Here is a 19,759-nt window from a genome sequence, read left to right on the forward strand (position 1 = left end):
TCAGTGGCGGGTGCCACAGTGGGGGAGTGAGCAACGCCGTCGCAGGGCAGAGGGGGTGAAGTCCGGCCGTGTCCGGTACCGGAATGGGTGGAGAGGCGGGTGCGCAGCATGCGCGCTCGCGGGCTCTCGCCGTGCTGCGCATCCGTAGCAGGGCGCTGGCCGTGGCCCTGCTGCCGGCGGCGGTCGCCGTCGTGCTGATCGTCGCGGCCGCGCAGGGCCGTATCGACGGCAGCGGCTGGGACAGCGCGCGCTGGGCGGTCACCGCCGCCGCGCTGCTCGTGCTGCTGCTCGCAGCCGCCGTGGCGGCGGTGATCGTACGGGCCAGACCGGCTCTGTCCCCCACGGTGGACCTCGCCGAATCGGCCGCCCCCGACCTGTACCGCCTGGTCAGGGACCTGGCCGAGCGGCTCGATGTGCCGCCGCCCTCCGCGATAGCACTGACTCCGGACTGCGACAGCTGGCTGGAGGACCGTACGCATCCGGCGCACACCGCCGCCGGGCACGGGTCGTTGCCCGCGCGCTTCATACGCGGCGGCGCCGAGGTGCGCTCCGGCCGCGCCCGGCAGGTGCCGGCCGCTCCGGTCCTGGTCATAGGCTCGCCCTTCATGTGGTGGATGCGCGTCGGAGAGCTGCGCGCGATCCTCGCCCCGGTCGTCGCCGGTACGGGCCCCTCCGCGCACCCGGACATAGCCGCCGCCCGCCGGTTCGTGCGGGGTCTGGACGCGGCCGTCGGCGTGGCTGCCCGGCCCGGGCTCGGCCCGCTGCGGCGCATCCCGCTCGGCTTCGTCGGATCGATCGCCCGGCTGCTCCTGCGCGGCTGCCGGGTGCACGCCGCCGAAATGGAGCGCGGGGTCGCGGCCGCCGCCTCCGAGCGCGCACAGGCTGTGGACTACGGAGTGCGCATCGTCGCCCAGGAGCAGGTCGGGCTCGCCTACGCGGGCTGGGACCGGCTGCTGACCCGGGTCGCGCTGCCCGCCTGGCGGATGGGGCGCTGGCCCTCCCGCCTCGATGCGGGAGTGGTCTCGGCGCTCACCGAGCTGTCCCGGCGCGACCGCCTGGCAGAGGGCTTCACGTCCCGGCTCGGTGAGCGGCCGGCCTGCGACCTCCTGGAGGAGCCCGGCGTCGCCGACGAGGCCACCTCGCTGCTCGCCGCCCGGCTGTTCCACGGCGGCCCCGCCGAAACCGGCCCCGACTGGGCACCGGTCGACTGGGCGGCGTATCCGGAGGAGGTCGTCGACCGCAAGTGGCGCACCGAGGCGGCCCGGCTGCACCGGGTCCTCGACGCGCTGGGCGAGCGCCGCGACACGGAGCCCGGCGCCCCGACGCTGGCCCGCGTCATCGACCACCTGACCGCGTCGGACGGCGAGGCCGCGGAGCGGCTGGCCGCCCACATCGCGGCGGAGGTGGCCGGCGAGGAGGCCGCGTCCGCGCCGCCCGTGCCGGGCCCGGAGTCCTGGGGCGCGGACGCGGTGCCGCTCTTCCCGCTCCAGCCGCCCCGTACGGGCCGCGAGTTGCTCGCCGACCATGTGACGGCGATGGTGTGCTGCGCGGCGGTCGACACCGCGGGCGCACTGCCCGGGCTCGACTGGCTGGACGGCCCTTCCCTCCTCGTCGACGACGTACGCCGCTCGGACCTGGCCTCGCCCGTGCTGACCCTGGTGGAGGACGGCGACGCGGACGCGCTGCGCGGCTGGCTGGCCTCCGTCGGCATCCGCCCGGAGAAGCCGGTACGGCTGGTCTGAGGGTGCCCCACCCCTACCGGGCGCCCGCCCCGCCCAACGTGGGCACCCCACCCCTGCCCGGCGCCCGCCCCGCCCACCGTGGGCACCCCACCCCTGCCCGGCGCCCGCCCCGCCCACCGTGGGCACCCCGTCCCCGACAAGCCTCCGGCCCCTCCCACATCCGGAATGAAACATTCCCCTTAACGTCAATTCGCGACGAACGGTGACGGAGTGCGTGCGTTATGTGATGTGCTGGGGATCGGTAGCTGAACAGACGGCGCACCACCGTCGCACCGCGGCCGCATCACCAGCCGCATCACTGTTGTCTCGGGGGATCGAGGGAGGGGGAGTGACATGGGGGTGGAACGGTCGGACCACATCCGGCGCTGGGAGTCGGGTGCCCTCGCGCACGCCGTCTCGGACCCCTTCGGGCAGGGCCCGCTGCCCTGGCTGCGCGGCAGCGAGACCTACTTCGACGACACCGGGCACGTGGTGCCCTGGTACGTCGACCACGTCCCGGTCCAGCGCGGCACTCCCCGCAGCACCGCCCGGGTCACCGGGCCGCGCACCGCCGACGACGTACGCCAGCAGATCAAGGGGTTCGCCTCCAGCGGGGCCGTCGAGCCCGGCGAGGCCATCGACTTCCACATCACCGTGGACCCCCCGCAGCAATTCACCGTCGACGTCTACCGGATCGGGCACTACGGCGGCGACGGTGCCGCGAAGATCGCCACCAGCCCCCGGCTCTCCGGGATCGTCCAGCCGCCGCCGCTGGCGGCCGACCGGACCGTCTCCTGCCACCACTGGTGGCAGTCCTGGCGCTACCAGGTCCCCTCGCACGCCTCGATCGGTGCGCATGTCGCCGTGCTGACCACCGCCGACGGCTACCGCTCGCACATCCCGTTCACGGTCCGCGACAGCCACCCCGCCGATCTGCTCCTGCTGCTGCCCGACATCACCTGGCAGGCGTACAACCTCTATCCGGAGGACGGCCGCACCGGCGCCAGCCTCTACCACGCCTGGGACGAGGAGGGCCGCCTGCTCGGTGAGGAGGACGCGGCGATCACCGTCTCCTTCGACCGGCCGTACGCGGGCGCGGGCCTGCCCCTGCACGTCGGCCACGCCTACGACTTCATCCGCTGGGCCGAGCGCTACGGCTACGACCTCGCCTACGCGGACGCCCGCGACCTGCACGCCGGCCACGTGGACCCCTCCCGATACCGGGGCCTCGTCTTCCCCGGCCACGACGAGTACTGGTCGGCCCCGATGCGCCGCACCGTCGAGCTGGCCCGCGACGGAGGCACCTCGCTCGTCTTCCTGTCCGCCAACTCCCTTTACTGGCAAGTGGAGTTGGGGCCGTCCCCGTCCGGCGTGCCCGACCGCCTCCTCACCTGCCGCAAGCGGCGCGGCCCCGGCCGCCCCGCCCTGTGGCGCGACGTCGCCCGGCCCGAGCAGCAGCTCCTGGGCATCCAGTACGCGGGCCGTGTCCCCGAGCCGCACCCCATGGTCGTACGCAACGCGGACCACTGGCTGTGGGAGGCGACCGGGGCCGGTGACGGCGACGAGATCGAGGGCCTGGTCGCGGGCGAGGCCGACCGCTACTACCCGCGCACCGCCCTCCCTGAGCACCAGGACCGCATCCTGCTCGCCCACTCCCCGTACCGGGACGGCGAGCAGCACGCCCGGCACCAGGAGACATCGCTGTACCGGGCCCCCTCCGGCGCGCTCGTCTTCGCGTCCGGCACCTTCGCCTGGTCACCGGCGCTCGACCGGCCGGGCCACGTGGACCCCCGCATCCAGCGGGCCACGGCCAACCTCCTCGACCGCATCTGCAAGCGGCACTGAGTTCAGACACAGGCCCTGATTCCGCGGAACACGTCCGCTCGCGACCCGCGACCTGGGTACCCGGCCGCATGCGAGAGAATCGGAATCGCTCCTGGATCAACCTACGCGGAGGAACCGTGTCCGGATTCGTAGAAAAGCCCGAGCCACTTGAGGTTCCGGGCCTGACCCACCTCCACACGGGCAAGGTGCGTGACCTCTATCAGAACGAGGCCGGCGACCTGCTGATGGTCGCCAGCGACCGGATGTCCGCGTACGACTGGGTGCTGCCCACCGAGATCCCCGACAAGGGCCGTGTGCTCACCCAGCTCTCGCTGTGGTGGTTCGACCTGCTCGCCGATCTGGTGCCCAACCACGTCATCTCCGAGGAACTCCCCGAGGGCGCCCCCGCCGACTGGGCGGGCCGCACGCTGGTGTGCAGGTCGCTCGCGATGGTCCCGGTGGAGTGCGTCGCCCGCGGCTACCTCGCCGGCTCCGGCCTGGTCGAGTACAACCAGTCCCGTACGGTGTGCGGCCTCGCGCTGCCCGAGGGCCTGGTCAACGGGTCCGAGCTGCCCGCGCCGATCTTCACGCCCGCCACCAAGGCGGCCGTCGGCGACCACGACGAGAACGTGAGCTACGAGGAGGTGGCCCGCCAGATCGGCGCGGAGACCGCGGCCCAGCTGCGCCAGACCACCCTCGCCGTGTACGGCCGGGCCCGCGACATCGCGCGCGAGCGGGGCATCATCCTCGCGGACACCAAGTTCGAGTTCGGCTTCGCGGGTGACGAGCTGGTCATCGCCGACGAGGTGCTCACCCCGGACTCCTCGCGCTTCTGGCCGGCCGCGACCTGGGAGCCGGGCCGCGACCAGCCCAGTTACGACAAGCAGTACGTCCGCGACTGGCTGACCTCGCCGGCCTCCGGCTGGGACCGCACCAGCGAGCGGCCGCCGCCCGCGCTGCCCCAGGAGGTCGTGGACGCGACCCGGGCCAAGTACATCGAGGCGTACGAGCAACTCACCGGCAGCAGCTGGTCGTAGAACCGGTACCCGAGCAAAAAGAAGCCCCCCGGCCAATGGCCGGGGGGCTTCCTTCTTCTGAGCGAACGACGAGGTTCGAACTCGCGACATCCACCTTGGCAAGGTGGTGCTCTACCAGCTGAGCTACGTTCGCATGCGCCGTGGCGCGGAGACCACTATACCCAACCCCGCTCGCGGGCGAGACGCACCGCGGTGTGACGGTTCTCCGCACCCAGCTTGGCGGCGGCCGATGAGAGGTAGTTCCGCACCGTCCCCTGGGAAAGGGCGGCCCGCTCGGCGATCTCCGCGACGGGCGCCCCGTCGGCCGCGAACCCCAGCACCTCCGCCTCGCGCACGGTCAGCGGAGAGTCCCCGGCGGAGATCGCGTCGGCCGCCAACTCCGGGTCCACATAACGGTTTCCGGCATGTACGGAGCGGATGATCTCGGCGAGCCGCTGGGCGCTCACGGTCTTCGGCACGAAGCCCCGCACGCCCGCCGAAAGCGCCCGCTTGAGGTGGCCGGGGCGCCCGTGACTGGTCACGATCATGGTCCGGCAGGACGGCAGTTCGGCCCGCAGGGTTGTGGCCACTGTCACACCGTCCGCCCCCGGCATCTCCAGATCGAGGACCGCGACATCGGGCCGGTGGGCCCGCGCCATCGCGAGGGCCTCGGGCCCGGACGCGGCCTGCGCGACCACCTCCAGATCGTCCTCAAGGCCGAGGAGGGCGGCGAGCGCACCCCGGATCAGATGCTCGTCGTCGGCGAGCAGCAGGCGTACGCGGCTCATCTGGGCACCTCCGCGGTCAGCCGGAACAGTCCGTCGCCCGCCGGGCCGGCCTCCAGGGTGCCGCCGAGCGCCGAGAGCCGCTCGCGCAGGCCCGCGAGGCCGGAGCCGGGGGCGGTGTTCGGCCGTTCCGGTACGCCGTCGTTCTCGACGACCAGCGTCGCGGTGCGCTCGGCCACGGCCAGCTTGATCGCCACGCTGCGGGCGTCCCCGTGCCGCAGCACATTGGTGGTCGCCTCGCGCACCACCCAGCCGAGCGCGGACTGCACCTCGACGGTCAGCCCGTCGGAAGGGCCGCTGTAGTCGCAGCCGATCCCGGCCGCCTCAAGCACGCCTCGGGCGCCCTCGATCTCCACGCCGAGGTCCGCCTCGCGATAGCCGCGCACCACTTCCCGTACCTCTTTCTGCGATTCCTGGGCGATGCGCTGCACCTCCACCATCTGTGCCACCGCCTCGGGCCGGCCGCGCTGGGCGAGCTGGACGGCGAGTTCGGCCTTCAGGGCGATGACGGCGAGGTTGCGGCCCAGCACGTCGTGCATGTCCCGCCCGAAACGCAGCCGTTCCTCGGCGACGGCGAGCCGGCCCTCGGTCTCCCGGGCCCGGTCCGACTCCCAGAGCACCGACAGCGTCCAGGCTCCGCAGCGCGAGACCATCAGGACGTAGGTGCCGGACAGGGCCACGCCGATCGCCAGGCCGAGCAGTCGCCCGGCCGGCACTCCGACCGGCACGAACACCGCCACGGCCGGGATGCCGAGCAGGGCGAACCGCCACAGGAACGTCCGGGGCGGGAGGAGCAGGCAGTACGTCATCCCGAAGGGCAGCATGATGTACAGCACGACGAGCAGGAGCGTCGGATCCGCGATGCCGTGCGCCGCCCGGAGCCCGGCGAGCACGACGAGCGAGAGCGCGCAGAGCACCCCGGCCACGATCAGCCCGCGCCTCGGCGCCTCGGCGCGCCCCAAGTAGTGGTCGACGGCCGCCCGGTGGGCCCTGATGCCCTGGAAGGCCTGCGCCGCGCCCGCAACGATCGTCGCCCCGGCGAGGGCCAGCGGCAGCGGTTCGTGCCGCAGGCCCTGCAGGACGAACGGCACGTCCCAGCTGAGGAAGAAGAACCAGGTCGAGCACCGCCAGATCAGCCGGCTCTGCACCTCGACCTTTTCGACCCTGCTGCGGTCGCGCCAGTGCCGTCGATGCCACGCTCGTATCCGGCCGAACACCCTGCCGTCCCCCTGTCTCAGCCCGTCTCGGCTTGTCTCAGCGTCGCGGCTCCCAGCGGAAGCGCTTGCGCACGACCCAGACCGCGATGAACGTCCAGACAACCATGACGAGGAGTTCCCGCAGCACCTCGCCCGTGCCCGCGCCGGTCCAGCCGTTCCTGATCATGTCCATCACCGGGCTCAGCGGAAGCATTTCGCAGACCGAGGCCAGCTTGTCGGGCAGCACGTCCAGCGGTACGACCATGCCCGAGCCGGCGATCGACAGCATCATCATCGGCAGGACCGCGACCTGGGCGCCCTCCGCGGAGTTGGTGAGGGCGGCGGTCGCCGCGGCGAGCGCGCCCATCAGGCCCATGCCGAGCAGCAGCCCGACGACCGCGAGCCACACCGTGCCCGGCGCGGCCACCCCCATCAGGACCGAGCCGCCCACCACGAGCAGCACGGACTGCGCGAGCCCGATGAGCACCGCGGGCAGCGCCGCCCCCGCCAGGATCTCCAGGTCCCGCAACTCCCCGGTGCGCAGCCGCTTCAGGACGAGTTCCTCACGGCGGATGACGTAGACGCCGGTCAGCGTCGAGTACACCGCGAACAGCAGGACGTAGCCGAGCGCGCCCGGCAGCAGCACCGTGCCGACGGTGAGCCCGGTCTGCTTCAGGTCGAGGCTCTTGACGGCCGAGTGCATCGAGAAGGTGAGGACGCTCGGCAGCGCGAGGACGGTGAACATCGCCGACTTGTTGCGGCCGAGCAGGATGAGTTCGGCGCGGGCCAGCGCCTTCATGCGGTCGGCCGCGCCTCGTGTGGTCCGCTCGGCGACACGCGCCGGGGCCCGTACCGCGTCCAGGGTGCTCATCGAACGGTCTCCTTCTCCTGGCGCTGGTCCTGCGCGATCTTCATGAACGCCTCTTCGAGCGAGGCCGAGCGCACGTCGAGCCCCCGCAGCTCGACCCCGCTGTCCATGGCCCACAACAGCAGCCCGGTGGCGGTGTGTTGGAGCGCGGTGGTCTTCAGGCGTACGGTGCGGCCGCTCGTCTCGTGGCTGCTGACGCCGAGCCGGTCGAGCGGCGGCAGATCGCCGAGGTGGTAGCCGTCGGGCAGCTCGAAGGCGATGTGCGAGGGCTGCGCGGCGACGACTTCGTCGACCCGGCCGCTCACCGCGATGCGCCCTTCGTGGAGGATCGCGAGCCGCTCGGCGAGCGCCTCGGCCTCCTCCAGGTAGTGGGTGGTCAGGAGCACGGTGGTGCCGCCGTCGCGCAGCGCCCGCACCAACTCCCAGGTGTCGTGCCGCCCTTCGGCGTCCAGACCGGTGGTCGGCTCGTCGAGGAAGAGCACCTCGGGCCGCGACAGCAGCGCGAGCGCCAGGTCGAGCCGCCGCTTCTCACCCCCGGAGAGCTGCTTGACCCGTACGTCGGAGCGCCGCCCCAGATCGACGAGCTCCAGCGCCTCGTCCACTGGCCGGGCGCCACTGGTGCAGTCCGCCCACATCCGTACGGTCTCGGCGACGGTGAGCTCGGCGGGGAAGCCGCCTTCCTGGAGCATCACGCCGGTACGGGGGCGCACGGCGGCCCGCTCGGTGTACGGGTCGTGCCCGAGCACCCGTACGCTGCCGCCGCTCGGCGGGGCCAGACCTTCGAGGAGTTCGACGGTGGAGGTCTTGCCCGCGCCGTTGGTGCCGAGCAGCGCGAAGAGTTCTCCCCGCGCCACGGAGAAGGAGATTCCGGAAACGGCCTCGAAGCCACCGGCGTAGGTGCGCCGCAGCTCCTCGACCTCGATCACGTTCGCTGTGCCTGCCATGACTTCAGCGTTCCGCGGGAAGAGGCGGCGGGGCAGTGCGCGGTGTCATCACCGCCCATGACAAATGTCAGGAGTGAACCGGCACACGACTAAGGCCCCAGTTCGATGAACTGGGGCCTTAGTACTTCCTGAGCGGACGACGAGATTCGAACTCGCGACCCTCACCTTGGCAAGGTGATGCTCTACCAACTGAGCCACGTCCGCATGCCGCCACACAGCTTTCACCGCGTGGTGCGAGCACTACTCTACCTGATCCACAAGAGAGATCGGTACGCAATGCAGAGCGGGTGACAGGAATTGCACACTGCGCCTTCCCCCTGGAAGGGGGATGTTCTGCTACTGAACTACACCCGCACGCTCCGGTGGACCGGGCCTTTCGGCCTTGCCCCTCGGCGTGCTCCAGACTCTAGCTGATCAGCAGGGGGGGTTTGCAACTCCGGTGTCCGGGGCGGGTGCAGGGCCGCCCCGGACGGGAGGTCAGCTCGCCTCGGCGAAGGCGTCGTAGACCTTCTTCGGGATCCGGCCGCGGGCCGGCACGTCCATCTTGTTGGAGCGCGCCCAGGCGCGGACGGCCGCGGGGTCGGGCGCGACGGCGGTGTGTCTGAAGGTCTTCCCGGACTTCGACCGCTTGCGGCCCGCTGTCACGTAAGGCGCGAGCGCCTTGCGCAGTTTCTTTGCATTGGCGGGATTGAGGTCGATCTCGTAGACCTTTCCGTCCAGGCCGAACGTGACCGTTTCCGCCGCTTCTCCGCCGTCGATGTCATCGGAGAGTGTGACCACTACGCGCTGAGCCACGGATATCGGTTCCTTCCTACGGTGTCGCCGCCCCCACATGCCTGACGTGCGGCGATACCGGCCTTCCGGCTGTTATGGAGCAATGTTGCTTTCGCTGGGATTCCTTTGTACAGCGGCACCCATTGCAATGTGAAGCCCAGCCAATTGCATCAGCGTGTCTCAACGCAATGACTTCGGCGACTTTTTCTCGGGATTTTTCCCACGTGTTGTGGAGGCCGAAACCGGAACGTGATCGGAGGTCAGCTATATCTACCCGCGTAGATTTTTTGGGCGGGTACTCTGAGGGAACCGCCTTCGCACCACACCACACCGGGAGTGCCAGTGGCACGCGTCGTAGTCGACGTCATGCTCAAGCCGGAAATCCTCGACCCGCAGGGACAGGCGGTGCAGCGCGCACTGCCCCGTCTCGGCTTCGAGGGGATCGGCGACGTACGTCAGGGAAAGCGTTTCGAGCTGGAAGTGGACGGGCCGGTCGACGAGGCCGCCCTCGCCCGCATCCACGAGATGGCCGAGACCTTCCTCGCCAACACCGTCATCGAAGACTTCACCGTCAAGGTCGAGGAGCAGTCCAAGTGACTGCACGCATCGGCGTTGTCACCTTCCCCGGCACCCTTGACGACCGGGACAGTCTGCGGGCCGTCCGCATCGCGGGCGCCGAGCCGGTCTCGCTCTGGCACCGCGACAAGGACCTCAAGCAGGTCGACGCGGTCGTCCTCGCCGGCGGGTTCAGTTACGGCGACTACCTGCGGGCCGGGGCCATCTCCCGGTTCTCGCCGGTGATGGAGACGATCATCGAGCAGGCGAAGGCCGGTCTCCCGGTCCTCGGCATCTGCAACGGCTTCCAGATCCTCACCGAGTCGCACCTGCTGCCGGGCGCCATGCTCCGCAACAACCACCTGCACTTCATCTGCCGCGAGCAGAAGCTGCGGGTGGAGAACGCGGAGACCGCCTGGACCGCCGACTACGAGGCCGGCCAGGAGATCCAGGTTCCGCTCAAGAACATGGACGGCCGGTACGTCGCCGACGAGCGCGTGCTCGACGAGCTGGAGGCCGAGGGCCGGGTCGCGTTCCGCTACCTGGACATGAACCCCAACGGCTCGCTGCGCGACATCGCCGGCATCACCAACGCCGCCGGCAACGTCGTCGGCCTGATGCCGCACCCCGAGCACGCCGTGGAGCCGCTGATCGGTACGGGCCGTACCGACGGCCTCGGATTCTTCACCTCGATCCTGAAGAAGCTGGTCAACGCATGACTTTGGACACCGTCAAGCACGCCGCCGAGACCCCGGACGTCGAGCAGCCCTGGAAGGAGCTCGGCCTCAAGGAGGACGAGTACGCGCGCATCCGGGAGATCCTCGGCCGCCGCCCGACCGGCGCCGAGCTCGCCATGTACTCGGTCATGTGGTCCGAGCACTGCTCGTACAAGAGCAGCAAGGTCCACCTGAAGCAGTTCGGCGACAAGGTCCCCGAGAACGACGCGATGCTGGTCGGCATCGGCGAGAACGCGGGCGTCGTCGACGTCGGCCAGGGGTACGCGGTCACCTTCAAGGTCGAGTCGCACAACCACCCCAGCTACATCGAGCCCTACCAGGGCGCGGCCACCGGCGTCGGCGGCATCGTCCGCGACATCCTCGCCATGGGCGCCCGCCCGGTCGCGGTCGTCGACCCGCTGCGCTTCGGCGCGGCCGACCACCCCGACACCAAGCGCGTCCTGCCCGGCGTCGTCGCGGGCATCGGAGGCTACGGCAACTGCCTGGGCCTGCCGAACATCGGCGGCGAGGTCGTCTTCGACGAGTGCTACCAGGGCAACCCGCTGGTCAACGCCGGCTGCATCGGCGTCATGAAGCACGAGGACATCCACCTCGCGAAGGCGTCAGGACCCGGCAACAAGGTCATCCTGTACGGCGCCCGCACCGGTGGCGACGGCATCGGCGGCGTCTCGGTCCTGGCGAGCGAGACCTTCGAGTCGACCGGCCCGGCCAAGCGCCCCGCCGTCCAGGTCGGCGACCCGTTCCAGGAGAAGCTCCTCATCGAGTGCACCCTTGAGATCTTCAAGGAGAAGCTCGTCGCGGGCATCCAGGACCTGGGTGGCGCGGGCCTGTCGTGCGCGACCTCGGAGCTCGCGAGCGCCGGTTCCGGCGGCATGCGCGTCGAACTGGACACCGTGCACCTTCGTGACTCCTCCCTCTCGCCCGAGGAAATCCTCATGAGCGAGTCGCAGGAACGCATGTGCGCGGTCGTCGAGCCGCAGCACGTCGACCGCTTCATGGAGATCTGCGAGAAGTGGGACGTCATCGCCACCGTCATCGGTGAGGTGACCGAGGGCTCACAGCTGGAGATCTTCTGGCACGGCGAGCAGATCGTGGACGTACCGCCGCGCACCGTCGCCCACGAGGGCCCGGTCTACAACAGGCCGTTCGCGCGCCCCTCCTGGCAGGACGCGCTCCAGGCCGACGACGCGGGCAAGCTGGCGCGCCCGCGGTCCGGCGCCGAGCTGAAGGACCAGGTCCTGAAGCTGGTCGCCTCCCCGAACCAGGCCTCCAAGGCGTGGATCACCGACCAGTACGACCGTTTCGTACAGGGCAACACGGTGCTCGCGATGCCCGAGGACGCGGGCATGGTCCGGATCGACGAGGAGTCGAACCTGGGTGTGGCCATGGCGACCGACGGCAACGGCCGGTACGCCAAGCTCGACCCGTACACCGGCGCCCAGCTCGCGCTCGCCGAGGCCTACCGCAACGTCGCCGCCTCCGGCGCGAAGCCCCTGGCCATCTCGGACTGCCTGAACTTCGGCTCCCCCGAGGACCCGGACGTGATGTGGCAGTTCGCCGAGGCCACCCGTGGCCTCGCGGACGGCTGCCTCCAGCTCGGCACCCCGGTGACCGGCGGCAACGTCTCGCTCTACAACCAGACCGGCGAGACCGCCATCCATCCGACCCCCGTGGTCGCGGTGCTCGGCGTGATCGACGACGTGAACCGGCGCACCCCGATCGCGTTCGCCGAGGAAGGGCAGCTGCTCTACCTCCTCGGTGACACGCGCGAGGAGTTCGGCGGCTCGGCCTGGTCCCAGGTCATCCACGACCACCTCGGCGGACTGCCGCCCAAGGTCGACCTGGACCGCGAGAAGCTGCTCGGCGAGATCCTGATCTCGGGCTCGCGCGACGGCATGATCGACGCCGCGCACGACCTGTCCGACGGCGGTCTGATCCAGGCCGTGGCCGAGTCCTGCCTGAAGGGAGGGAAGGGAGCGCGTCTCGTCGTGCCCGACGGGCTCGACGCCTTCACCTTCCTCTTCTCCGAGTCGGCCGGCCGCGCGATCGTCTCCGTACCCCGCTCCGAGGAGCTGCGCTTCACCGACATGTGCGGCGCGCGCGGCCTTCCGGCCACCCGGGTCGGTGTCGTGGACGGCGAATCCATCGACGTCCAGGGCGAGTTCACCCTCGAACTGACCGAACTGCGCACGGCCCACGAAGCGACCATCCCGGCGCTCCTGGCGTAACACCGCTCCAACTCCTCGGCCCCGTACCCCAGTTGAAGAGGTACGGGGCCGAAGTGCGTTCAGGCGTCGACGAGTTGCTTCGCCTCGATGGGCTCGTACGATGCCGGGGCGGTCTCGGCGGGGAGGCGGGCGGCCAGCACCGCGGCCACCGCCATGAGGCCGGCCGCCACCAGGAAGACCACGTCCATCGCGGAGACGAAGCCCTGCACGGCGGTGTCACGGGCCGCGCCGGTCAGGTGGGCGATGGCGCTGGTCGAGCCGCCGGGCACCTTCGTCTCGTACACCCGGCTGAGCAGCGTGCCGAAGACGGCCGCGCCAAGGGCGTTCCCCAGCGTCTGGAAGAACCGGATGCTGGTGGTCGCGATGCCCAGCTGGTGGGCGGGGGCGGCGTTCTGGACGTACGGGATGAGCTGGCCTATGAGCAGGCCGAACCCGCAGCCCATGAGCAGCAGCGCGCCCCGGACCTGCCACAGCGAGGTCGCGGTGTCGAGGGTGGAGAGCAGGGCGAGCGCGAGGGCGGCGGTGACCGTGCCGGTCAGCACGAAGGTCTTCATGCGCCAGCCGCGGTCGGTGAGCCTGCCCGCCGCGAGGCCGACGACGGTCATGCCGAGCGCCATCGGGATGAGGTAGAGCCCGGCGGCCGCGGGGCCGATCCCGCGCACCGCCTGGAGGTAGACCATGACGTAGACGAGCGCGCCCATCATCGCGGCGCCGAGCAGCCCCTGGATGGCGAAGCCGTACCGCAGTTGGGGCACCTTGAACATCGAAAGCGGCAGGACCGGCTCGGCGGCGGTGCTCTGGCGGCGCAGGAACAGCGCGAGCGAGAGGACGCAGGCCACGATCAGACCCAGGACCTGGGGCGATCCCCAGGCGTACTGCTTGCCGCCCCAGCTCGTCACCAGGAGCAGACTGCTGGTGAACGCGGCGGCCAGCGCCGCGCCGAGGTAGTCGATGCGGTGGCGGACCGGGGAGACCGGCAGCTTCAGTGCGAGGACGGCGCCGATCAGTGCGGCGATGCCGAGCGGCAGGTTGATGTAGAAGATCCAGCGCCAGTTGGCGTGGTCGGCCAGCGTGCCGCCGATCCAGGGGCCGACGGCCATGCCGGTGCCCGCGACGATTCCGCCTATGCCGCTTCCCTTGTTGCCGCCCTTGCCGTCAGGCCCTTTGAGCTGGGCGAGTACGACCATGGTGACGCTCATGAGCCCGCCGCCGCCGAGGCCCTGGAGGGCGCGGGCCGCGATCAGTTCGGTCATCGACTGGGCGGCGCCGCACAGCGCCGAGCCGAGCAGGAAGCTCGCGACGGCGCCGACGAAGACCTTCTTCGCGCCGAGGCTGTCGCAGAGCTTTCCGTACAGGGGCAGCGCCGCAGCGGAGGCGAGCGCGAACGCGCTGATCAGCCAGGGGATCTTGTCGACTCCGTGCGCCGGGTCGAGATCGCGGGCGATGGGCACGGTGGCCGCCGACACGATGTTCATGTCGAGCACGGCCAGCAGGATCGTGGCGATGCAGACGATCATGCCGATCACGGTCTGGGTCTTCGTCATGGGCACCACCATGGAGCAGAAAATGTACTGAGTCAATCTTTCATCCCGGCTTAAATTTCATCCTGGTACAGTAAGGGCCATGACTGCTGGTGAGGGGCTGCGCGAGCGCAAGAAGCGGGAGACCGCGATGCGGATCTGGCGCACCGCGCTCGACCTGTTCACCGAGCGCGGCTTCGACCACGTCTCGGTGGCGGAGATCGCCGCCGCGGCCGACGTGTCGAAGATGACCGTCTTCAACTACTTCGGCACGAAGGAAGACCTGGTCACCGCGCCGATGATGAACCACGTCGGCGATGTCGTACGGGCGGTGCGCGAGCGCGAGGCGGGGGAGTCGGCGGTGGCCGCGGTGCGCCGCCAGTTCCTGGAGATGATCGAGCTGCGCGACCCGTCGGTCGGCCTCAACGACGACCCGCGCTCCCTCCAGGCCCGCCAACTCATCCAGAACACACCGGTGTTGCTCCAGCGCGCCTCCCTCGCCTTCCGCGAGGCACAGCAGGAGCTGGCGGAGCTGCTCGCCGAGGAGGGCGGCGACCCGATGCTCGCCGCGGTCGCGGCCGCCCAGCTGAACGGCGCCCGCAACGCGCTGATCAACGAGCACCACCGCCGCATCCTCGCCGGGGAGTCCGCGCGATGGGTCGCCACCGATGCCGCCGAGCGCGCCGAGCGGGCGTTCGCGCAGGTCGAAAACGGTCTGGGGAGCTACCCCGGCCCGGCGTAGGCTCGGTTTCATGTCCCTGGCCAAGAAGCGCGCCCGCAAGTACGACCCGGCGAAGATCCGGGCCGCCGTCCTCGCCCAGTTCGGCCACGTACGCCGAGCCGTCGGCACGCTCACGCCCGAGCAGCTCGCCCGACCCACCCGGCTCGGCGACTGGACGGTGCGCGAGCTGGCCGTGCACCACACGATGGCGCTCGGCATGCTGGACCGCTACCTCGCCGAGGAGGAGCCGCTCAAGCAGGAGGTGGCGCTGCTCGACTGGCCGTTCCGCACGGCGGACGTCGCGGATCAAGTCTCCGACGGAACAAGGGAGTTGGCGGCCTCGACCGCCGATCTCGACGCGCTGTACGAGCAGCGGGCGGCCCGCACCGAGGAGCTCTTCGCGACCACTGCGGACACCCGGCTCATGCCGACCCGGTTCGGCGCGATGACCTTCGCCGACGTCCTGGTGACCCGCGTCGTCGAACTCGTCGTCCACACCGACGACTTGAATGACGCGCTGCCCGAACTCGGCATCCCCTACGACCCGCAGGCGCTCGCCGCGTGCACCCGGCTGCTCGCCGACGCACTGGCCGTGAAGGCACCCGGCGGCTCGGTCGAGGTGCGGATCCCGCCGTACGCGGTGGTGCAGTGCGTGGCCGGCCCCAAGCACACCCGGGGCACCCCGCCGAACGTCGTCGAGACCGACCCGCTCACCTGGATCCGGCTCGCCACCGGCCGTACGGGATGGGCCGAGGCGCTGGACTCGGCGAAGGTCACGGCGAGCGGGGAACGGGCCGACCTGGCGGCGGTCCTTCCGGTGATGTCGTAGCCGTACGTAGGTCTGCGAAGGCGTAGGTCTGCGAACGAGTACGCCTGCGAACGAGTACGCCTGCCGATCGCGGAACCGGGCCCCCGCCCGGCCCGTCCCATCGGCATGGGAAAGCCCAGCCGCACGCCCCGCCGCAAGCTCAGCATCGCCACGGCCGTCCTCGCCGGGCTGTTGGCCGTCGCTGCCTGCGGCGACGTGCACGCCATCGCGCCGGTCGCCACGGCGAGCCGCGCCCCGGACGTACCGCTCACCACCACCAGGTGGACCGTGAACGGGCTCCTCGACACGGGTGTCTCACAGCGCGTGCCGGACGGCACGGCGGGCAAGGCGTATCTGATCTTCGGCGAGGACGGGCGGGTGCAGGGCAAGGCCGGGTGCAACACCATCAGGGGTGCGGCGACGGTTTCCGCATCCGCGCACACCATCACCTTCGGCCCCCTCGGCTCGACCCGAATGTTGTGCACGGGCCCCGAAATGCGGCTTGAGCGGGCTGTTCTCGACGTCCTCAAAGGCAAGGTCGGCTACCGCCTGGACCACCGCGGGCTGATCCTCACCGCCACACCGGGCGGTAAGGGCCTGTCCGCGGGCGTGGGCTGAACAGGGCGTGGGCTGAGGGCGCGCTCACGCAGCGCACACGCGCCCCTACCGGGCCCCGCCCCCGACCCCGGGCGCGAAGCGAACTCCGTCACACTCGGCCCGTTCGCACATCCGCCATCGCAAGCACGCGCAAACACCGCGAGCGGCCGAGGCGCACCCGGGCCCACCTGCGCGGACGCACCGAAGGCTCGACGGGGAACCCGCCGCGAGGCCGCGAGGCCCGAAAGCTACAAAAGCGGGCAGGCGGCCGGCTGTCCTTATCCCCAATTCGGACCAGTGGTCGATCTCGCCTACACTCGGTGGCGTGCCACGTGGTGACGGACGACTCAACCACGACCTGCTCCCCGGTGAGAAGGGCCCCCAGGACGCTTGCGGCGTCTTCGGTGTCTGGGCTCCGGGTGAAGAGGTCGCGAAGCTCACTTACTTCGGGCTCTACGCCCTCCAACATCGGGGCCAGGAATCCGCGGGCATCGCGGTCAGCAATGGCTCCCAGATCCTCGTCTTCAAGGACATGGGACTTGTCTCCCAGGTCTTCGACGAGACCTCGCTCGGTTCCCTCCAAGGTCATATCGCGGTCGGTCACGCCCGCTACTCGACCACCGGTGCCTCCGTGTGGGAGAACGCTCAGCCGACTTTCCGGGCGACCGCCCACGGCTCGATCGCGCTCGGCCACAACGGCAACCTGGTGAACACCGCGCAGCTCGCGGAGATGGTCGCCGAGCTGCCCAAGGAGAACGGCCGGGCCACCCAGCTCGCCGCCACCAACGACACCGACCTGGTCACCGCGCTGCTCGCGGGCCAGACGGACGAGGACGGCAAGCCGCTGACCGTCGAGGAGGCGGCCGCCAAGGTCCTCCCGCAGGTCCAGGGCGCCTTCTCGCTGGTCTTCATGGACGAGCAGACGCTGTACTGCGCCCGCGACCCGCAGGGCATCCGCCCGCTGGTGCTCGGCCGCCTGGAGCGCGGCTGGGTCGTCGCGTCCGAGAGCGCCGCTCTCGACATCTGCGGCGCCAGCTTCGTCCGCGAGATCGAGCCGGGCGAGCTCGTCGCCATCGACGAGAACGGCCTGCGCACCTCACGATTCGCAGAAGCGAAGCCCAAGGGCTGTGTCTTCGAGTACGTGTACCTGGCGCGCCCGGACACCGACATCGCCGGCCGGAACGTCTACCTCTCCCGAGTGGAGATGGGCCGGAAACTCGCCAAGGAAGCCCCGGTCGAGGCCGACCTGGTCATAGCGACTCCGGAGTCCGGCACCCCCGCCGCGATCGGATACGCGGAGGCCAGCGGCATCCCGTACGGCTCGGGCCTGGTGAAGAACGCCTACGTCGGCCGTACGTTCATCCAGCCCTCGCAGACCATCCGCCAGCTCGGTATCCGGCTCAAGCTGAACCCGCTGAAGGAAGTCATCCGGGGCAAGCGCCTGGTGGTCGTCGACGACTCGATCGTCCGCGGCAACACCCAGCGCGCGCTGGTGAAGATGCTCCGCGAGGCGGGCGCCGCCGAGGTCCACATCCGGATCTCGTCGCCGCCGGTGAAGTGGCCCTGCTTCTTCGGCATCGACTTCGCGACCCGCGCGGAGCTGATCGCCAACGGCATGACCATCGAGGAGATCGGCACGTCCCTGGGCGCCGACTCGCTCTCGTACATCTCGACCGACGCGATGATCGAAGCGACGACGATCCCCAAGGACAACCTCTGCCGCGCCTGCTTCGACGGCGTGTACCCGATGGAGCTCCCCGACCCCGAGCTGCTCGGCAAGCAGCTCCTGGAGTCCGAGCTTGCCTCCGGCCCCGCCGCGACGGCCGCCGCCGACGCGCTGCGCCGCCCGTAACACCCCTGCAGTACGACACGAAAGTTCTCTGAGCCATGTCATCCGCAGAGTCCAATCAGGGTGCTCCGAACCCGGGCACTGGTGCCAGCTACGCAGCCGCGGGCGTCGACATCGAGGCGGGCGACCGCGCCGTCGAGCTGATGAAGGAGTGGGTGAAGAAGACGAAGCGCCCCGAGGTCCTCGGCGGCCTCGGCGGATTCGCCGGACTCTTCGACGCCTCGGCCCTCAAGCGCTACGAGCGCCCGCTGCTCGCCTCCGCCACCGACGGCGTCGGCACGAAGGTCGACCTCGCCCGCAAGATGGGCGTGTACGACACCATCGGCCACGACCTCGTCGGCATGGTCGTCGACGACCTGGTCGTGTGCGGCGCCGAGCCGCTGTTCATGACCGACTACATCTGCGTCGGCAAGGTCCACCCCGAGCGCGTCGCGGCCATCGTGAAGGGCATCGCCGAAGGCTGTGTCCTGGCGGGCTGCGCGCTGGTCGGCGGCGAGACCGCCGAGCACCCGGGCCTGCTCGGCCCCGACGACTTCGACGTGGCGGGCGCCGGCACCGGCGTCGTCGAGCACGACCAGCTCCTGGGCGCCGACCGGATCCGCGAGGGCGACGCGGTCATCGCCATGGCGTCCTCCGGTCTTCACTCGAACGGGTACTCACTCGTACGGCATGTGGTGTTCGACCGGGCCAAGATGACCTTGGACCAGCAGGTCGAGGAGTTCGGCCGCACGCTCGGCGAGGAGCTCCTGGAGCCCACCAAGATCTACTCGCTGGACTGCCTGGCCCTGACCCGCACCACCGAGGTGCACGGTTTCAGCCACATCACCGGCGGCGGCCTCGCCAACAACCTGGCCCGGGTCATCCCCGACCACCTGCACGCCACGGTCGACCGCTCGACCTGGACGCCGGGCGCGGTCTTCGACCTCGTCGGCAGGGCCGGCAACGTGGAGCGGCTCGAACTGGAGAAGACGCTCAACATGGGCGTCGGCATGATGGCGATCGTCCCCGAGGCCTCGGTCGACGTCGCACTCCGGACCCTCGCGGACCGAGGCGTGGACGCCTGGGTCGCCGGCGAAATCCTGGAGCGCGGCGACCACCGTGACGGCGCCGAGCTGACCGGTGACTATTCCAAGTAAGCCGCTACAGGCAGCACGAAACCCGGTCTGGGGCGAAGGCCCCGGACCGGGTCGGTGTGCTCAGAGCAGCGAAGAGATGCGTTGCTGCGAAAGCGGGATCAGCGAAGTCAAGCGCCGCGGCGCTGCGACGACGGACCGGACTCTTCGTCCTCGTCGTCGTCATTCCCGTACAGATCCGCATAGCGGGCGTACGGGTCGTCGTCCTCGTCGTCCTCCAGTGGCTCCGCGTTCGGCGGTTGGCTCACTGTCGGGTTCGGAGTAGATGCGCCCAGCTCGTTGGCCAGACGCGACAGGTCAGTCCCGCCGCTGCTGTACTTCAGCTGGCGGGCGACCTTCGTCTGCTTGGCCTTTGCCCGGCCGCGCCCCATGGCTCGACCCCCTCGGTGACGGGGCTCGACGGCCCCAGAGTCTTGACACGCGTTCATGATCCGGAACGGACTCTCCGTGGAGAGACCGCGTCCGTAGGGCTTCAACGGTACC

18 protein-coding genes and 3 tRNA genes are annotated in these 19,759 nt (G+C 70.5%); 11 read left to right on the forward strand and 10 right to left on the reverse strand.

What is annotated here, in order from left to right; all coding sequences use genetic code 11:
- Positions 1 to 68: 68 nt before the first annotated feature.
- The 3 genes from ACWC2B_RS24155 to ACWC2B_RS24165 all read left to right on the forward strand — a co-directional run bounded on the left by ACWC2B_RS24155 (position 69) and on the right by ACWC2B_RS24165 (position 4,582).
- The gene (locus ACWC2B_RS24155) at positions 69 to 1,742 is read left to right on the forward strand and encodes a hypothetical protein (RefSeq protein WP_450719881.1); all 1,674 of its coding nucleotides are present in this window, start codon (positions 69 to 71) and stop codon (positions 1,740 to 1,742) included.
- Between the two features lie 333 nt (positions 1,743 to 2,075).
- Positions 2,076 to 3,566: a N,N-dimethylformamidase beta subunit family domain-containing protein gene (locus ACWC2B_RS24160; protein ID WP_450719883.1), complete on the forward strand. Its 1,491-nt coding sequence runs from the start codon at positions 2,076 to 2,078 to the stop codon at positions 3,564 to 3,566.
- A 116-nt stretch (positions 3,567 to 3,682) separates the two neighbouring features.
- On the forward strand, positions 3,683 to 4,582 hold the full coding sequence (locus ACWC2B_RS24165) for a phosphoribosylaminoimidazolesuccinocarboxamide synthase (protein WP_450719885.1): 900 nt from the start codon (positions 3,683 to 3,685) through the stop codon (positions 4,580 to 4,582).
- Positions 4,583 to 4,642: 60 nt separating this feature from the next.
- Here the strand turns inward: ACWC2B_RS24165 and ACWC2B_RS24170 are convergent.
- The 8 genes from ACWC2B_RS24170 to ACWC2B_RS24205 all read right to left on the reverse strand — a co-directional run bounded on the left by ACWC2B_RS24170 (position 4,643) and on the right by ACWC2B_RS24205 (position 9,149).
- A tRNA-Gly gene (locus ACWC2B_RS24170) sits at positions 4,643 to 4,715 on the reverse strand.
- A 22-nt stretch (positions 4,716 to 4,737) separates the two neighbouring features.
- A complete protein-coding gene (locus ACWC2B_RS24175; protein WP_450719887.1) occupies positions 4,738 to 5,349 on the reverse strand; it encodes a response regulator in 612 nt (203 codons plus the stop codon).
- Complete coding sequence (locus tag ACWC2B_RS24180) at positions 5,346 to 6,494, reverse strand: sensor histidine kinase (RefSeq protein ID WP_450719889.1); 1,149 nt, start codon at positions 6,492 to 6,494, stop codon at positions 5,346 to 5,348. The genes ACWC2B_RS24175 and ACWC2B_RS24180 overlap by 4 nt, the downstream gene beginning before the upstream one ends.
- A 106-nt stretch (positions 6,495 to 6,600) precedes the next feature.
- Positions 6,601 to 7,413 carry an ABC transporter permease gene (locus ACWC2B_RS24185; RefSeq protein WP_450719891.1) on the reverse strand — a complete coding sequence of 271 codons (813 nt, stop codon included), beginning with the start codon at positions 7,411 to 7,413 and terminating at the stop codon, positions 6,601 to 6,603.
- Positions 7,410 to 8,354, reverse strand: a complete 945-nt coding sequence (locus tag ACWC2B_RS24190; protein WP_450719893.1) for an ABC transporter ATP-binding protein — start codon at positions 8,352 to 8,354, stop codon at positions 7,410 to 7,412. The genes ACWC2B_RS24185 and ACWC2B_RS24190 overlap by 4 nt, the downstream gene beginning before the upstream one ends.
- 131 nt (positions 8,355 to 8,485) lie before the next feature.
- Positions 8,486 to 8,558, reverse strand: a tRNA-Gly gene (locus tag ACWC2B_RS24195).
- A 78-nt stretch (positions 8,559 to 8,636) separates the two neighbouring features.
- Positions 8,637 to 8,708, reverse strand: a tRNA-Gly gene (locus tag ACWC2B_RS24200).
- Positions 8,709 to 8,831: 123 nt separating this feature from the next.
- Positions 8,832 to 9,149, reverse strand: a complete 318-nt coding sequence (locus ACWC2B_RS24205; protein WP_450719895.1) for a histone-like nucleoid-structuring protein Lsr2 — start codon at positions 9,147 to 9,149, stop codon at positions 8,832 to 8,834.
- 321 nt (positions 9,150 to 9,470) lie between these two features.
- Between ACWC2B_RS24205 and purS the strand changes: the two genes are divergently transcribed.
- From purS to purL, 3 genes are read left to right on the forward strand one after another with little or no spacing between them, the layout of a single operon-like run.
- Entirely contained in the window at positions 9,471 to 9,725 is a 255-nt protein-coding gene (gene purS / locus ACWC2B_RS24210) for a phosphoribosylformylglycinamidine synthase subunit PurS (protein ID WP_120722307.1), read from the forward strand.
- Positions 9,722 to 10,402 (forward strand): phosphoribosylformylglycinamidine synthase subunit PurQ, encoded by a 681-nt coding sequence (gene purQ / locus ACWC2B_RS24215; RefSeq protein WP_450719898.1) that lies wholly within the window; start codon positions 9,722 to 9,724, stop codon positions 10,400 to 10,402. Before purS ends, purQ begins: the two co-directional genes overlap by 4 nt.
- Positions 10,399 to 12,648, forward strand: coding sequence for a phosphoribosylformylglycinamidine synthase subunit PurL (gene purL, locus ACWC2B_RS24220; protein ID WP_450719900.1), 2,250 nt, complete (start codon positions 10,399 to 10,401; stop codon positions 12,646 to 12,648). Before purQ ends, purL begins: the two co-directional genes overlap by 4 nt.
- Before the next feature lie 59 nt (positions 12,649 to 12,707).
- Here purL and ACWC2B_RS24225 read toward each other — a convergent pair whose 3' ends face one another.
- Entirely contained in the window at positions 12,708 to 14,192 is a 1,485-nt protein-coding gene (locus tag ACWC2B_RS24225) for an MFS transporter (protein ID WP_450719902.1), read from the reverse strand.
- A 79-nt stretch (positions 14,193 to 14,271) separates the two neighbouring features.
- On the opposite strand from ACWC2B_RS24225, the gene ACWC2B_RS24230 reads away from it, so the two are divergent.
- From ACWC2B_RS24230 to purM, 5 genes are all read left to right on the forward strand, one after another.
- The gene (locus ACWC2B_RS24230; RefSeq protein ID WP_450719904.1) at positions 14,272 to 14,910 is read left to right on the forward strand and encodes a TetR/AcrR family transcriptional regulator; all 639 of its coding nucleotides are present in this window, start codon (positions 14,272 to 14,274) and stop codon (positions 14,908 to 14,910) included.
- Between the two features lie 10 nt (positions 14,911 to 14,920).
- The gene (locus ACWC2B_RS24235; RefSeq protein ID WP_450719906.1) at positions 14,921 to 15,718 is read left to right on the forward strand and encodes a sterol carrier family protein; all 798 of its coding nucleotides are present in this window, start codon (positions 14,921 to 14,923) and stop codon (positions 15,716 to 15,718) included.
- A gap of 105 nt (positions 15,719 to 15,823) precedes the next feature.
- Complete coding sequence (locus ACWC2B_RS24240) at positions 15,824 to 16,315, forward strand: META domain-containing protein (protein WP_450719908.1); 492 nt, start codon at positions 15,824 to 15,826, stop codon at positions 16,313 to 16,315.
- A 304-nt stretch (positions 16,316 to 16,619) separates the two neighbouring features.
- The gene (gene purF, locus ACWC2B_RS24245; RefSeq protein WP_450719910.1) at positions 16,620 to 18,146 is read left to right on the forward strand and encodes an amidophosphoribosyltransferase; all 1,527 of its coding nucleotides are present in this window, start codon (positions 16,620 to 16,622) and stop codon (positions 18,144 to 18,146) included.
- A gap of 35 nt (positions 18,147 to 18,181) precedes the next feature.
- Positions 18,182 to 19,279: a phosphoribosylformylglycinamidine cyclo-ligase gene (gene purM / locus ACWC2B_RS24250; RefSeq protein WP_450719912.1), complete on the forward strand. Its 1,098-nt coding sequence runs from the start codon at positions 18,182 to 18,184 to the stop codon at positions 19,277 to 19,279.
- Positions 19,280 to 19,386: 107 nt separating this feature from the next.
- On the opposite strand, the gene ACWC2B_RS24255 is transcribed toward purM, so the two are convergent.
- Positions 19,387 to 19,647: a DUF3073 domain-containing protein gene (locus ACWC2B_RS24255; RefSeq protein WP_053725910.1), complete on the reverse strand. Its 261-nt coding sequence runs from the start codon at positions 19,645 to 19,647 to the stop codon at positions 19,387 to 19,389.
- Between the last annotated feature and the right edge of the window lie 112 nt (positions 19,648 to 19,759).

The organism is Streptomyces sp. NPDC001415, assembly GCF_053597395.1.

Bases quoted from the DNA above. Each gene is read 5' to 3' on its own strand.
- purM (WP_450719912.1), top strand. From the start codon at position 18,182: ATGTCATCCGCAGAGTCCAATCAGGGTGCTCCGAACCCGGGCACTGGT.
- ACWC2B_RS24235 (WP_450719906.1), top strand. From the start codon at position 14,921: ATGTCCCTGGCCAAGAAGCGCGCCCGCAAGTACGACCCGGCGAAGATC.
- ACWC2B_RS24240 (WP_450719908.1), top strand. From the start codon at position 15,824: ATGGGAAAGCCCAGCCGCACGCCCCGCCGCAAGCTCAGCATCGCCACG.
- ACWC2B_RS24255 (WP_053725910.1), bottom strand. From the start codon at position 19,647: ATGGGGCGCGGCCGGGCAAAGGCCAAGCAGACGAAGGTCGCCCGCCAG.
- ACWC2B_RS24160 (WP_450719883.1), top strand. From the start codon at position 2,076: ATGGGGGTGGAACGGTCGGACCACATCCGGCGCTGGGAGTCGGGTGCC.
- ACWC2B_RS24225 (WP_450719902.1), bottom strand. From the start codon at position 14,192: ATGACGAAGACCCAGACCGTGATCGGCATGATCGTCTGCATCGCCACG.
- ACWC2B_RS24185 (WP_450719891.1), bottom strand. From the start codon at position 7,413: ATGAGCACCCTGGACGCGGTACGGGCCCCGGCGCGTGTCGCCGAGCGG.
- ACWC2B_RS24230 (WP_450719904.1), top strand. From the start codon at position 14,272: ATGACTGCTGGTGAGGGGCTGCGCGAGCGCAAGAAGCGGGAGACCGCG.
- ACWC2B_RS24190 (WP_450719893.1), bottom strand. From the start codon at position 8,354: ATGGCAGGCACAGCGAACGTGATCGAGGTCGAGGAGCTGCGGCGCACC.
- ACWC2B_RS24175 (WP_450719887.1), bottom strand. From the start codon at position 5,349: ATGAGCCGCGTACGCCTGCTGCTCGCCGACGACGAGCATCTGATCCGG.
- purL (WP_450719900.1), top strand. From the start codon at position 10,399: ATGACTTTGGACACCGTCAAGCACGCCGCCGAGACCCCGGACGTCGAG.